Below are 13,338 nucleotides of genomic sequence, written 5' to 3' on the forward strand. Positions count from 1 at the left end.
ATATGTTATAATTTTCCCAATTTACAACTTACTTAAGCTCGTTTTTTTTCACATTCTTGAATTAAAATATCAGCCGGTATATGTAATTCTTTATGTAACTTTCTAATCATAGGTAGAGTTAATGTTCTTTTTTTGTTAAGAATTTCTGATACTCTACTTCTAGGTTCTGTGAAAGTTTCTAATTGATTTTCAATTTCTCTCAAAACCTCATTATATTCTTCTTCTGTTTTTATGATATGTAATTCCACTTAAACCTCTCTAGCATTAATTTTATCATATAGCAAAAAGCAATAAGGTTTAGACATTAAATTTACGAGCGAGATGGTATTGTTGCGTAGATCATTCTCCTTCCTGTCATCCCGTGATTTATGAACTAGAGCCAGTTAATAATACTAATAAAATTAGTATTATTTATTATTTTCTGGATCTAGTTAGCAAGCCACGGTATTGTAAGAAAAGAAAGTGATATAATATAAGTTATAAATGTAATATAAACATTTATAAGAGAGTGTTAATACCCTATATAATGATATAGGGTATTAAGCGGGCATAAGCGACCGTCACGGTATAGTAGGTTTTATACGACCGGAGTCATCAAGGTACTATAGCCCGACTCTCGAGAAGTTTGAATAGTTGGAAGGGATGCGATAAGCACGCCCGATTACAATCCTAAACAATATAAAATCTCGAGGTACATATGATAAAATATCACAAACATATAGGAATTGATATAGGAAAATATAATTTTGTAGTAGGAATAGAGGGCATAAAAGATACAAAAGAATATGAGAATACAAGTTTCGGTATATTTGAATTTATTAATGATAATAAGGATATTTTAGCAAACTCTCTAACTGTAGTTGAAACAACAGGCGGATATGAACTAGAGTTATTGTATAGCTTATGTGAAAGAGGTTATGTAGTACATAGAGCAGATGCAAGAAAGGTAAAGAATTTTATCAGATCATATGGTAATAGTGCAAAAACAGATAAGTTAGATGCTAAAGCATTAGGATTATATGGTAAGGAGCGAGCAGATAAGCTTGAAGTATTTAAGCCTGAATCAAAACAAAATATACAATTATTTCGGTTAGTACAAAGACGGAATGATTTAAAGCAAATGTTAGTTGCCGAAAAGAATAGATTACAACAAGCAAATACAGATAAGTTTGTTAAAAATAGCTGTATAAATATGATAGATGTTTTAAGTAATCAAATTACAGAGATTACTAATCAGGTAGAAGTGATTATATCATCAGATCAGCTGTTAAAAGCAAAGCATGAGATATTGAAAGAGATAAATGGCATTGGTAATATAGTTGCTTTTGAGTTATTAATATTATTACCGGAGTTAGGGAAGTTAACAAGACGGCAGATTGCTTCTCTTGCAGGGCTTGCTCCAAAAGCTAATGATAGTGGTAAATATCAAGGATATAGAAAGGTAGGACATGGTAGAGCAGGAGTCAAGCCTATACTATTCCTTGCTGCTATGTCAGCCCGTAATAGCAAGACTTCTGGTTTAAGACTCTTTTATGAGCGACTCATTAACAATGGTAAAAAGAAAATGGTCGCTCTTACCGCTTTAATGCGTAAAATTATTGTCATCGCTAATGCTAAATTAAAATCTCTTCTTTTTAATTTAAAACATAGTTGATGACATTGAAAGTGCTTTTCGATCCACGCAACAATGCCCAAGCCTCACGCAGGAATGACATCAGAGCTATGCGACAACATCTTTAACCATTTGCAATAACTTACATATAAAAACAATATAAAAATGATAAAAATCGTATTTGTATCCGGTAATGGTAATTCTACAACAAAGGATAATTGGTTTCCAAGTGTTAAAAAAGAATTAGAGCTGCATGACATAGAAGTAGTTGCAGCAACATTTCCAGATCCTGATTTAGCTCGAGAATTTTATTGGATTCCTTTCCTACATGATGAAATAAAGGTTGATGATCAAACTATTCTAGTTGGGCACTCTTCAGGAACAATAGCGGCAATGCGTTTGGCAGAACAATATCCTATTTTAGGTTCCGTTTTGGTTGGTGCATATCATACTGATTTAGATATGGAGAAAGAAAAATTATCAGGTTATTTTTCTCGCCCATGGAATTGGGAAAAAATACGTTCTAATCAAAAATATATAAGTCTATTTGCTTCTGAAGATGATCCCTGGATCCCTATTGACCATGCTAGATATCTACATAAACACTTAAATTGCGAATATCATGAATATAAAAATCAAGGGCATTTTGGTGGAGATTATACCAAAAAAGAATTTCCTGAACTCACATTAAGTATTTTAAATTATCTAAATTTAACAAAGTAATAAAACTATATAAGTGCAGAAAAATTTAACTAGATGGCTATTAACTTGCTGTATAATGGTCGTGGCGATGATTATTGTAGGCGGGATAACAAGGCTTACTGATTCCGGTTTGTCAATAGTTGAGTGGCGTCCGGTAACGGGTATTTTGCCCCCATTTAGTTATGATACTTGGCAAGCTGAATTCGCTAAATATAAAGCATTTCCGGAATATAATGCAGTTAATTACGGGATGACTTTATCAGAGTTTAAATTCATCTATTTATTAGAGTTTGTGCATCGCCTGCTTGGTAGGGCTACAGGTTTGATATATATATTACCTTTAATATATTTTTATTTTAAAGGGATCATAAAAAATCGTGATATATTATCTTATATAATTGTTTTGCTATTATTCTGCGTGCAGGGCTTTATGGGATGGTATATGGTTAAAAGCGGTTTAGTTAACCACCCATCTGTTAGCCATTTTCGTCTAGCTTTTCATCTAATTATTGCCGTAATTATTTATCATTTACTTTTTTACAAGCTAGTCAAAAATTGTTGTGATATTTTATTAATTCCATCACAAATAAATTTAAAATTACCGCTAATATTTTCTGTTGCTGCTATTGCTATGATATACGTACAGATTTTTTTAGGTGCTTTAGTTGCAGGGCTCGATGCAGGACTAATATATAATAGCTTTCCATTGATGGGTGGCAATTTTATTCCTATAGAAATAAAAGATAATTTCATTAGTTTCAAAAATTGGTATGATCCGGTTTTTGTCCAGTTTATACACCGTCTAGGTGCTTATAGCTTGTCTATAATCGTCATAGCTTTGATTATTTCTTTGTTAAAAGTCAAAAATCCAAAATTAAATAAAGTAGCATTTTATTTGTCTATTGCTTTATTAATACAATTATCTACTGGCGTAATTACTCTTTTATATCACGTTCCTATAATAGCAGCTTCTATGCATCAATTTTTTGCTATAGTGCTTTTATCTGTAGTAATTTGGTGCTATTCTCTAATAAAAAATTCTTAATGATCATCACTGTAAACAGCCCTATCGCCTCAAGGTTAGATAAATATTTAAGGCGTCTATATCCTCTTTTGACCCAAGGAGTGATAGAGAAAGCATTACGTCAAAAGCAAATAATCGTTAATTCTAAAAAAGCAGAAGCGAGTTTAAGAGTAGTGGAGGGTGATGAAATTTTTATTCATGATAAGTTTAATTTACCTATAGCTCAACCAACTAAACTGGTTTTTACTGATGCTGAAATTACATTAGCAAAAAAAATTACCACTGAATATTTAATATATGAGGATGATAATATAATAGCGATTAATAAACCAGCAGGGCTTGCAACGCAAGGCGGTAGTAAAATTAATTTATCGGTCGATTCTGCGTTAAAATATTTAAACAGTCAAGGTGCTGATTTTAAGTTAGTACATAGACTCGATAAAGAAACAAGCGGTTTACTTTTAATTGCTAAAAATTATGTAAGTAGTGTAAAACTTCATGATGCTTTTAAAGAAAAATTGGTTGAAAAGACCTATCTCGCTGTAACCTATGGAAAACCAATTAAAGATCAAGGAGAGGTCAAAACTAACATAGAAAAAAGTAAGGGGAGTATACCTAAAATTACTGATATAAATGATAATAATGGTAAACTTGCCATTACTTATTATAAATTACTTAAATCACTTACCAATAACTTATTTTTGGTTGAATTTATTCCGATTACGGGTAGAATGCATCAATTAAGATTGCATGCTAAATTACTAGGTTGTCCAATATTTGGTGATAATAAATATGGCAATGACAAATTAATGCCGTATAGTAAATATATGTTTTTGCATGCTAATAATATAGTATTGTCTAAAAAAGTTTTTGGCAAAGAAGTTAATTTAGAAGCAAAATTGCCTTCTTATTTTAATAGAGTTTAAGTTTTAGTTTGTATAGAGTTAAAGTTATTATGTTCCGTAGTTATATTTTCTTGTTGGTGCTTTTAGTCATTAATTGTGTTGATAGTTTTGCAGATATTCAGCAAAGAATTAGTGAAGCAGAAAAAGAATATATAAGCAATAGGTTTGTAAACGCTGTTTTTATGTTTGCCGATGACTATAAGCAGCTATTAACCGGAGCTAAAGGAATTTTTGCTTTAAACGGGGAGCAGTTAAAAGCAAATGAAATGATGCCTATCGCTTCTGCTACGAAACCCATAACTGCGGCAGGAATCTTAAGGCTGCAAGAGCAAAAATTATTAAACGTCAATGATAAGATATATAAATATATTGATTTAGAAATGTGGCAAGGTAAAGTACCGGATTGGGCATATAAAATATCAATTCATAATTTATTAACTCATAGTAGTGGTATTGCTGAATATTTTAGTTTTGTGAAACTTGATTTAAATATGACTAGAAAAGAGGCCCGTAAAAAAATATTACAATATGTTGCGTCTAAGCCTTTAGAAGTACCTATAGGGAAAAAGTTCAAATATAGTAATACTAATTTCGTTATACTTGGTATGATTATTGAAAAAGTAACTAAAAAAGATTTATGTAATTTTTTTCAAGATGAATTTTTTAGACCATTAAATATGAAGTCTACTAGTTTTGCTTCATATAGTGAAGCGGCTAGAATTCAAAGAAATGTGGTTAGTTCTAATTATCCAGTAAGATATTTCATAACGCCGAATAATAGTAATAAACCTATATTTACTCCTGCAACTGCTGATTTTGTAGCACTTCCTTGTGCTGATGGCGGGATTATATCAACTCCAAGCGACCTTATTAAATGGTATAGAGCGTTAAATAGTGGCAAAATTCTTTCTACAAAGTCCTATAAGCTTATGACTACCAAGTATTTTCCTGCAAAAGAGATAGATGGGCGTAAAACTTACATGGGATATGGTATCTATATTACTGACCTTGATTCTAAACATACAATGATTCATTTTTTTGGTAAAGCTTTAGGAGTGCAGAGTGAAATGGGATATATTTTGCCTAATAATCTTTATTTTGCTATAATCAGTAATACTATGGTAAAAATTCCTGAGGAAATGCAAGATAAAATTGATCTAAAAAATCCTCTAAACCAAATTGGAATAATTTATTTCAGAGACGCAATAGTAAATGCAGCTATAAAAGATGATAAAACCTAAATGAAGATAGTTACGTGGAACATTAATTCGCTACGTTTACGTATTGATTTATTAAAAAGATTGGCATATGAACATCAGCCTGATATTATTTTATTACAAGAGACAAAAGTAGATGATCCTTTATTTCCTCTTGAAGTAATTAAAAATATAGGCTATGAACATGTAATATATTCGGGGCAGAAATCATATAACGGCGTTGCTATTATCTCAAAACTTCCACTGCAAAATGTTTCTTCGCTTGAGCTATATAACGGTGATAAAAGGCATATAGCAGCTACTGTTAATAATATTGAGATACATAATTTTTATGTTCCTGCCGGTGGTGATATACCTGATATAGAGCTAAATTCAAAGTTTAAACATAAGCTAGAATATATAAGGTTGATGCAAGAATGGCTGACTAATAACCGCACCAGAGATGATAAGATTATAATTGCAGGTGATTTAAATATTGCACCACACCCGCATGATGTATGGTCTAGCAAGCAGCTGCGAAATGTTATTAGCCATACTGATATTGAGCGTTCTTTATTGGTAGAATTGCAAAACTCATTAGAGTTTATTGATAGTAGTAGGCATTTTGTGCCACTTGATGAAAAATTTTATACTTGGTGGAGTTATAGAAACGTAGATTGGAAAAAATCTAACAGAGGTAGGCGGCTTGATCATATTTGGGTTAGTAATAATTTAAAAGATGAATTGTTTTCTATACATTTATTATCAGAAGCAAGAGATTGGATGCCACCTTCGGATCATGTGCCGTATTTTGTGACGTTAAGATGTCATCCTGTGGCTTGTCCACGGGATCCAAAAAACAACTAAAAATATCAATAATGTTGATATTTTTAACTGGACCCCGTGATCAAGTCACGGGGTGACACAGCAGGCTTTACATCTCCTCGCAATGACGTTTAAGATTATAAGGAGTAATTAGTGGATATTAAATTAGGAAAATATAAACCGGTAAAAGAAGAATACATAAAAAGCTTCAAAGATATGTTGTTGCTTAGGCGTTTTGAAGAAAAATGTGGGCAGCTATATGGTATGGGTGAAATAGGCGGTTTTTGTCATTTATATATCGGGCAGGAAGCAGTAATTTCTGCTGTAGATATGGTTAAACAAAAAGAAGATAGTATGGTTACCAGCTATCGCGATCATGCTCATATTATTCTAGCAGGTACAGAACCAAAATATGTGCTAGCCGAGCTTATGGGGCGTGCTACAGGCTGCTCAAAAGGTAAGGGCGGGTCGATGCATTTGTTTGACGTGCCGAATAAGTTTTATGGCGGACATGGCATAGTAGGGGCACAAGTGCCGATAGGTACAGGGCTTGCTTTTGCTGAGAAATATAATGGCACAAATAATATTTGTTTTACTTTCTTAGGTGATGGAGCCGTTAATCAAGGTCAAGTATATGAAGCCTTTAACATGGCCGCTTTATGGGGTTTACCGGTAGTTTATATTATCGAAAATAATGAGTATTCTATGGGTACTTCGGTTGCTCGTTCTACCTTTATGCGTGATCTTTATAAAAAAGGTGAGTCGTTTGGGATTAAAGGATTCCAGTTAAATGGCATGGATTTTGAAGAAATGTATGACGGTGTTAAGCAAGCAGCGGAATATGTTAGAGAAAATAGTATGCCTCTGATATTAGAAGTAAAAACCTATCGCTATCGTGGGCATTCAATGTCTGATCCGGCAAAATATCGCAGCAAAGAAGAAGTTGAGACATATAAAGAACGTGATCCTATTACTGAAATACGGAAGATAATATTAGAAAATAACTATGCAAGTGAAGCTGATTTAAAAGAAATAGAGCAATCAGTTAAAGAGATTGTTAAGGAAGCTGTGGAGTTTTCAGAAAACTCACCACTGCCCAATGAAGAAGAGCTATATACACAAATTTATGTTTGAGTTAGGTGTCATCCCGTGGCTTGGGAACTAGATCCAGTATAAAGTGAGATAAAATCGAGCTTTTAGCTTTAAAAATTTGTTGTATTTATGGTTATTTTACTGGATCCCGTGGACAAGCCACGGGATGACACCAATGCTAAATATAAAGATTCAATTTAACTAAAAAGAAAGATGCAAATAACTGTACGGGAAGCGTTGCGTGATGCGATGCAAGAAGAGATGATAAGAGACGACAAAGTTTTTGTCATGGGTGAAGAAGTCGCTGAGTATCAAGGGGCTTATAAAGTAACGCAAGGATTGCTTGAGCAGTTTGGTCCTAAAAGGGTGATTGATACACCAATAACGGAGTATGGTTTTGCTGGACTTGCCGTTGGAGCAGCCTTTGCAGGGCTTCGTCCAATCGTTGAGTTTATGACCTTTAACTTTGCTATGCAAGCGATGGATCATATAGTTAACTCGGCTGCTAAAACGCATTATATGTCAGGTGGTCAGGTCAGATGCCCAATAGTATTTAGAGGTCCAAACGGAGCAGCAAGTAGAGTAGCAGCACAACATAGTCAAAACTACGCAGCTTGTTATTCTTATATACCTGGGCTGAAAGTAGTAGCTCCTTATAGTGCTGAAGATCATAAAGGGCTGATGATTACAGCTATTAGAGACGATAATCCGGTTATTTTCTTAGAAAATGAGATTTTATATGGTCACAGTTTCGATATTTCTGAAAATGTTGAGCCTATTCCTTTTGGTAAGGCAAAAGTCTTAAAAGAGGGCGATAGTGTTACTATAGTGACATTCTCGATTCAGGTAAAACTTGCATTAGATGCTGCAAATATTTTACAAAGCGATAATATTAATTGCGAGGTCATTGATTTACGTACCATCAAACCGCTTGATATAGATACTATAATAGAGTCAGTAAAAAAAACCGGTCGTTTAGTTGTAATTGAAGAGGGATGGTTTTTTGCCGGTATCGGTGCAACTATCGCAGCTATCGTTATGAAAGAAGCATTTGATTATTTAGATGCACCGGTAGAGATTGTAAGCGGTAAAGACGTACCGCTTCCTTATGCAGTAAATCTAGAAAAATTAGCTTTACCTAGTGAGTATGACGTAATAAACGCAGTTAAAAAAGTTTGCTACATTAAATAAATTTATTCCCAATTAATGCTACTTCATCTGTATCTAAAACGTTGTTAATAGATGCATTATTTGTATTAGAAAATGCAATAAGTAACTTATCTAACTCATTATATGAGGTAGTAGTTGTTGTTTTGCTTGTAGAGTTTAAATCGTTATCTAATCTCTTATTTTCAATAGATGAATATAAATTATGATGTGAGTCATTACTGATAGTTTTATGTTTCTTTGTATTATTATATTCAATACTATTTGTTTTACGCTTGTGTCCAGGAGGTGCTAGATCTCTAAATGAGGAAGTTTCATTTATATCTCTAAGTAAGGTTATACGAGGTAGTAAAGGCTTGAAGTTATTAATAGGTGTATTTATATCAGATAAAATTGGTGCTGAAGGCTTATGATGCATAAAATGATTAAAAGTTGCAACATTATAGTTAAAATCTATAATAGGCTTAAAAATATACTCTAAATTAATCAGTACCCCAATAAATTGCGATGATATTTCGTCCTTATTTTTAAAATTAACTATATTTAAAAGAGTATTTTTAGCCTTTGTAAAAGCTGGATAACTTTGAGCATATATTAATTTTTTATAAGCAAGATGAAGAGGGGTATCTCCATCTTTGTTTGGTATTCCCAGATTAAATCCAATAGATGGAATATGCTTTAGAAAATCAATTTTATCGTATCTAACACATTTATGAATAACATTTTCACCTTGTTCATCAATAATATCAGTACTAACTATATTTAATGGGTATCTTTGCCAATGTTCTAAATGCATAAATTTAAAGTGCTTTAAAAAAGCGGCACTAATAAGATCATTAGCTTGCTCTACACCTAAAGTATTTAATATATCTATAATAGCTTTATCTTCTCCAACTATATTTTGATGTATTACTTGTAAGAACTCATCAAATACTTGTGTACATTTTTTTGGCATTTTTATTCCTAAAATATAATAATGCTTAATTATAGTAAAAGAAGTTGAATTATACATTATTTTTTAATTTTTTAAAAACATACCTCATACCATAAATGGGTTAGCATTAGCGGTATTCGCTATATCCTTAAAAAAATAAAATATTTACTATAAATAACACATAATTCAACTTCTTTTACTATAATAAAAAATTGAAAAAGTGAAAGAGTTTTTTATAAAAAAAATAGTAAATTTTTATTTATTAATTATACTAAAGTTCATCATTATATTGATATATCTAAATAAATAACTTATTATAAAAATAAAAATCCTATGTTTGATTTCTCTGCTTATATAGATTTACCGCTTGTTTGGGGTGGGCTGATAGCTACTGCTATTTGTTTATATGTCTTGTTAGATGGCTTTGATTTAGGGATTGGTATATTATTCCCATTTGCTCCAACAGATGACTGCCGCCATAAAATGATTAATTCCATTGCACCTTTTTGGGATGGTAATGAAACTTGGTTAGTGCTTGGTGGTGGCGGCTTGCTTGCTGCTTTCCCTCTTGCATATTCTTTGCTATTACCGGCTTTGTATATTCCTATTATCCTGATGTTACTTGGTCTTATATTCCGCGGAGTTGCTTTTGAATTTCGTTTTAAAGCACATATAGGGCATCGTTATATTTGGGATTATGCTTTTCATTTTGGTTCTATGCTTGCTGCTTTTTGTCAAGGTTTAATGCTTGGTACGTTTGTGCAAGGTATAGAAGTGGAGGGACGAGAATTTGTAGGAAACGCCTTTGATTTTCTGACTCCTTTTTCAGTGATGACAGGAATAGCTTTGATATTTGGTTACGCTCTCTTAGGTGGTACATGGCTGATCATGAAAACCGAAAAAGAAACGCAAGATTGGGCATATAAATCTACCTTATATATTTTGTTTTATGTAGCTCTTTTTATAGGTCTTGTAAGCCTTTGGGTGCCATTCTTAAATGATCAAATACGTCATCGCTGGTTTAGTATACCAAATATTTATTACTTATCGATTGTTCCTATTTTGACAGCTATAGTATTTATTAGGCTAATTAAAGCTGTGAGAGATAAAAAAGAAGTAGCTCCATTTATATATACTATTTCTTTGTTTTTATTAGGATATTTAGGGCTTGCTATAAGCATATGGCCATTTATAGTGCCTTATAAGGTAACGCTTGCAAAAGCAGCGGCAGCACCAGAGTCGCAATCTTTACTATTAGTTGGGGCAGGGATATTTTTACCTGTTATACTTGGTTACACTTTTTATTGTTATTATATATTCCGTGGCAAATCTTCGCATCACCCTATGTATTAAAAATTTATATCTCAAAATGACTTCCCGTTTGAATAGATGGCAGTGGTTTATTGTCCTATGGCTTACGGGATTACTATCAACATTCCTGCTATCTTGTTTGGTTAAATTAATATTTTGGGCAATAAAATTGCTATAATTACTTTTTTCTGCCATGTGGTTTTTATACCATCTCTTTTTCTCTGTATTTAATTATATAGAATCAGTATTATCTCCATTTCGTTAATAACTATTAAGTTAAATTTCCAACTGTAATTTCAACTTTCTATATATTTTTATTTTAGGCTTATTAAATAACTTGTAATATTAATATTACATTAATTAATATTAAACATATCGGAGTGTTATTATGTATACGAGAGAAGAAAAGCAAGATTATGAACAAAAGCCAAATATAATTCTAGAATTTTTAGAAAAAAATGTAAAATTCACGCTAGAAGAAATATTAAAAAAAAATGCAGCAAATAAGGTTATAACTAAATGGCTTTCTAATATGAGTATAGAAAAGCAAAAACAACTTACAGACTTGATAAATTCTGAATTTCGTGCGGAGTTGTCATGTCTGATTGACGACGAATTAGAGAAAAATTTACCAAGAGAAGAAAATGAGGGAGAAACAAAGGAAAGGGAAATTACTGAAGCAGATGTGGCAAATATATATAAAAAGATTGTTGATGATTCTAATGGTTATTTAACAATAATTGATGACATTTTGATTATAGATAGGCAGCACAATAATTTTGTGTTAGGTGTCTATGCTGAAGATAAAGTGGAACAATTCTTGTTAAAAAATTATGACTGTCGTAGCACCGAGACCGCTGTTTTTACATGGCTTGAAAATTTAGATTCAGAAAAAAAAGAGCAAATAATTAATAATAGTAATGAGAAAATCATCAAAGTTTTGAAGCAAAAAATAGTACCAAATATCTTTAAAGAAAAATATGATGTTAGCCTATCTGAAGAAGATATTGCTGCAGAGTATAAAAAAATTAGCGATAAAGAAATTAATCAAATAATTAGAGATTGTTGTAAATTACCTATTACATATTTTGCCGATAGTTGTAATGAATGGTCTGGATCAGAAGAGCTAGCTCGTAATACTTATAAAGATCATATATCGGTAGATGATACAATTATATTAGGAAATAATATACATTAATATTGTACAAATTATAAATCCAATTTCTAATTTGTACAATTATTGTTCTAGATAATAAATTTGATATAAAGTTTAAGTGATGATTTTGTTAATTTTATTCCAAGGTAAAACTTCTATATTTCCTCTTATTTGCTCCGTATCACCTGTATATACTAAATAACCTTTTTCTTGATTTGCTAAGCTGCTCCAATAGTTAATTCCTTTGAAAAATTCTTGAATTATAGTTTTACTTGCCTTGACTTCAATTGGAGTTAGCTTATCACTTTCAATTAATATATCAAGTTCATGACCATGGCTATCGCGCCAAAAATATATCCCCTCTTCTTTGCCTTTATTAAGACGATTTTTAAGTATCTCAATTATTATCATATTTTCAAACAAGCTTCCTTTGGCATAATACTTTTCTAACTGCTCCATCGATTCTAATCCCAGTAAAGTACAAGCAAGACCGGTATCGTAAAAATATAACTTTTCTTGCTTAACTAAGCGTTTATTATAATTTTTATGATGTGGTTTAACTAAATAAATTATAAAGCTTGTTTGCAATAAAGAAAGCCACGACTTTACAGTGTTATAACTAACACCGCATTCAGTAGCTATAGATGAGAAATTTACTAATTGTCCGATACGAGTAGCACAGATTTTTAAAAAAGTCTGAAATGTGGAAATATCACTAATATTTTTAATTTGCCTTATATCCCTTTCTATGTAAGTACGGATGTAGTTTCTATACCACACACTAGGTAATAAATCTTGAGTATAAAGCTTAGGATAAAAACCTTTGAATATAAAATTTAGAGGATCACCTGTAACGGGTAACTTCTTACTTATTTCATTATAACTAAGAGGAAGTAAATAAACTATAGCTGCTCTACCCGCTAAGGATTGTGAAATACTTTCAAGCAATAAAAAATTCTGTGAGCCTGTTAAAATAAACTGCCCAGCAATTTGGTCATTATCTACTTTTGTTTGTATATATGAAAATAAATTAGGACAGTATTGTACTTCGTCAATAATTGCACCTTGACTATAAGTAGATAAAAAACCTCTAGGATCTTTTTGGGCAAACTCTCTTATATCTATATCCTCAAGTGAGACATAGGGTTTATCTGAAAAAATCATTTTTACTAAAGTAGTTTTACCAGATTGGCGTGGACCTGTAACAGTAACTACTGGATAATATTTTGCCGAATATTTTATATAATCGGTTATATCACGATCAAACATAATATAAATTTGCTAATATTAATTATTGTACAAATTATAAATCCAATTTCTAATTTGTACAATATTTTTATATCTTAATCCTCTAGAAACTCAAAATTTTCTATATACCTAATGACAAAATCAAAATATGAATATATTATTTAAT

At 31.6% G+C, this 13,338-nt stretch carries 13 protein-coding genes; 10 read left to right on the top strand and 3 right to left on the bottom strand.

Features of this window, described 5'->3' with window-relative positions; translation table 11 throughout:
• Nucleotides 1-32 precede the first annotated feature (32 nt).
• Entirely contained in the window at nucleotides 33-248 is a 216-nt protein-coding gene (locus tag RBE_RS01310; protein ID WP_011476946.1) for a transcriptional regulator, read from the bottom strand.
• A gap of 449 nt (nucleotides 249-697) precedes the next feature.
• On the opposite strand from RBE_RS01310, the gene RBE_RS01315 reads away from it, so the two are divergent.
• The 8 genes from RBE_RS01315 to RBE_RS01350 all read left to right on the top strand — a co-directional run bounded on the left by RBE_RS01315 (nucleotide 698) and on the right by RBE_RS01350 (nucleotide 8,547).
• Nucleotides 698-1,654, top strand: a complete 957-nt coding sequence (locus RBE_RS01315; protein WP_011476719.1) for an IS110 family transposase — start codon at nucleotides 698-700, stop codon at nucleotides 1,652-1,654.
• 123 nt (nucleotides 1,655-1,777) lie between these two features.
• A complete protein-coding gene (locus tag RBE_RS01320) occupies nucleotides 1,778-2,335 on the top strand; it encodes an RBBP9/YdeN family alpha/beta hydrolase (protein WP_011476947.1) in 558 nt (185 codons plus the stop codon).
• A 13-nt stretch (nucleotides 2,336-2,348) separates the two neighbouring features.
• Nucleotides 2,349-3,359 (top strand): COX15/CtaA family protein, encoded by a 1,011-nt coding sequence (locus RBE_RS01325; RefSeq protein WP_011476948.1) that lies wholly within the window; start codon nucleotides 2,349-2,351, stop codon nucleotides 3,357-3,359.
• Nucleotides 3,359-4,264: an RluA family pseudouridine synthase gene (locus RBE_RS01330; protein WP_011476949.1), complete on the top strand. Its 906-nt coding sequence runs from the start codon at nucleotides 3,359-3,361 to the stop codon at nucleotides 4,262-4,264. Before RBE_RS01325 ends, RBE_RS01330 begins: the two co-directional genes overlap by 1 nt.
• Nucleotides 4,265-4,293: 29 nt before the next feature.
• Nucleotides 4,294-5,484, top strand: a complete 1,191-nt coding sequence (locus RBE_RS01335; protein WP_011476950.1) for a serine hydrolase domain-containing protein — start codon at nucleotides 4,294-4,296, stop codon at nucleotides 5,482-5,484.
• On the top strand, nucleotides 5,485-6,306 hold the full coding sequence (gene xth, locus RBE_RS01340) for an exodeoxyribonuclease III (protein WP_011476951.1): 822 nt from the start codon (nucleotides 5,485-5,487) through the stop codon (nucleotides 6,304-6,306).
• 111 nt (nucleotides 6,307-6,417) lie between these two features.
• Nucleotides 6,418-7,398 carry a pyruvate dehydrogenase (acetyl-transferring) E1 component subunit alpha gene (gene pdhA, locus RBE_RS01345; protein ID WP_011476952.1) on the top strand — a complete coding sequence of 327 codons (981 nt, stop codon included), beginning with the start codon at nucleotides 6,418-6,420 and terminating at the stop codon, nucleotides 7,396-7,398.
• Between the two features lie 171 nt (nucleotides 7,399-7,569).
• The gene (locus tag RBE_RS01350; protein ID WP_011476953.1) at nucleotides 7,570-8,547 is read left to right on the top strand and encodes a pyruvate dehydrogenase complex E1 component subunit beta; all 978 of its coding nucleotides are present in this window, start codon (nucleotides 7,570-7,572) and stop codon (nucleotides 8,545-8,547) included.
• Here RBE_RS01350 and RBE_RS01355 read toward each other — a convergent pair.
• Complete coding sequence (locus RBE_RS01355) at nucleotides 8,540-9,478, bottom strand: ankyrin repeat domain-containing protein (protein WP_012152146.1); 939 nt, start codon at nucleotides 9,476-9,478, stop codon at nucleotides 8,540-8,542. The two genes, RBE_RS01350 and RBE_RS01355, sit on opposite strands and share 8 nt — an antisense overlap.
• A 312-nt stretch (nucleotides 9,479-9,790) precedes the next feature.
• Between RBE_RS01355 and cydB the strand changes: the two genes are divergently transcribed.
• Both cydB and RBE_RS01365 read left to right on the top strand, forming a co-directional pair.
• Nucleotides 9,791-10,810, top strand: a complete 1,020-nt coding sequence (gene cydB, locus RBE_RS01360; RefSeq protein ID WP_011476955.1) for a cytochrome d ubiquinol oxidase subunit II — start codon at nucleotides 9,791-9,793, stop codon at nucleotides 10,808-10,810.
• A gap of 346 nt (nucleotides 10,811-11,156) precedes the next feature.
• A complete protein-coding gene (locus tag RBE_RS01365) occupies nucleotides 11,157-11,966 on the top strand; it encodes a hypothetical protein (protein WP_011476956.1) in 810 nt (269 codons plus the stop codon).
• Nucleotides 11,967-12,038: 72 nt separating this feature from the next.
• Here RBE_RS01365 and RBE_RS01370 read toward each other — a convergent pair whose 3' ends face one another.
• Nucleotides 12,039-13,193: an ATP-binding protein gene (locus RBE_RS01370; protein WP_011476957.1), complete on the bottom strand. Its 1,155-nt coding sequence runs from the start codon at nucleotides 13,191-13,193 to the stop codon at nucleotides 12,039-12,041.
• Nucleotides 13,194-13,338: the final 145 nt, after the last annotated feature.

Origin of the sequence: Rickettsia bellii RML369-C, from assembly GCF_000012385.1 — a bacterium.
Classification (GTDB): Bacteria; Pseudomonadota; Alphaproteobacteria; order Rickettsiales; family Rickettsiaceae; genus Rickettsia; species Rickettsia bellii.

What these genes read in the sequence shown, in the direction of transcription:
- cydB (WP_011476955.1), top strand. Translation starts at nt 9,791, where the DNA reads ATGTTTGATTTCTCTGCTTATATAGATTTACCGCTTGTTTGGGGTGGG.
- RBE_RS01335 (WP_011476950.1), top strand. Translation starts at nt 4,294, where the DNA reads ATGTTCCGTAGTTATATTTTCTTGTTGGTGCTTTTAGTCATTAATTGT.
- RBE_RS01330 (WP_011476949.1), top strand. Translation starts at nt 3,359, where the DNA reads ATGATCATCACTGTAAACAGCCCTATCGCCTCAAGGTTAGATAAATAT.
- RBE_RS01370 (WP_011476957.1), bottom strand. Translation starts at nt 13,193, where the DNA reads ATGTTTGATCGTGATATAACCGATTATATAAAATATTCGGCAAAATAT.
- RBE_RS01355 (WP_012152146.1), bottom strand. Translation starts at nt 9,478, where the DNA reads ATGCCAAAAAAATGTACACAAGTATTTGATGAGTTCTTACAAGTAATA.
- xth (WP_011476951.1), top strand. Translation starts at nt 5,485, where the DNA reads ATGAAGATAGTTACGTGGAACATTAATTCGCTACGTTTACGTATTGAT.
- RBE_RS01320 (WP_011476947.1), top strand. Translation starts at nt 1,778, where the DNA reads ATGATAAAAATCGTATTTGTATCCGGTAATGGTAATTCTACAACAAAG.
- RBE_RS01315 (WP_011476719.1), top strand. Translation starts at nt 698, where the DNA reads ATGATAAAATATCACAAACATATAGGAATTGATATAGGAAAATATAAT.
- RBE_RS01365 (WP_011476956.1), top strand. Translation starts at nt 11,157, where the DNA reads ATGTATACGAGAGAAGAAAAGCAAGATTATGAACAAAAGCCAAATATA.
- RBE_RS01350 (WP_011476953.1), top strand. Translation starts at nt 7,570, where the DNA reads ATGCAAATAACTGTACGGGAAGCGTTGCGTGATGCGATGCAAGAAGAG.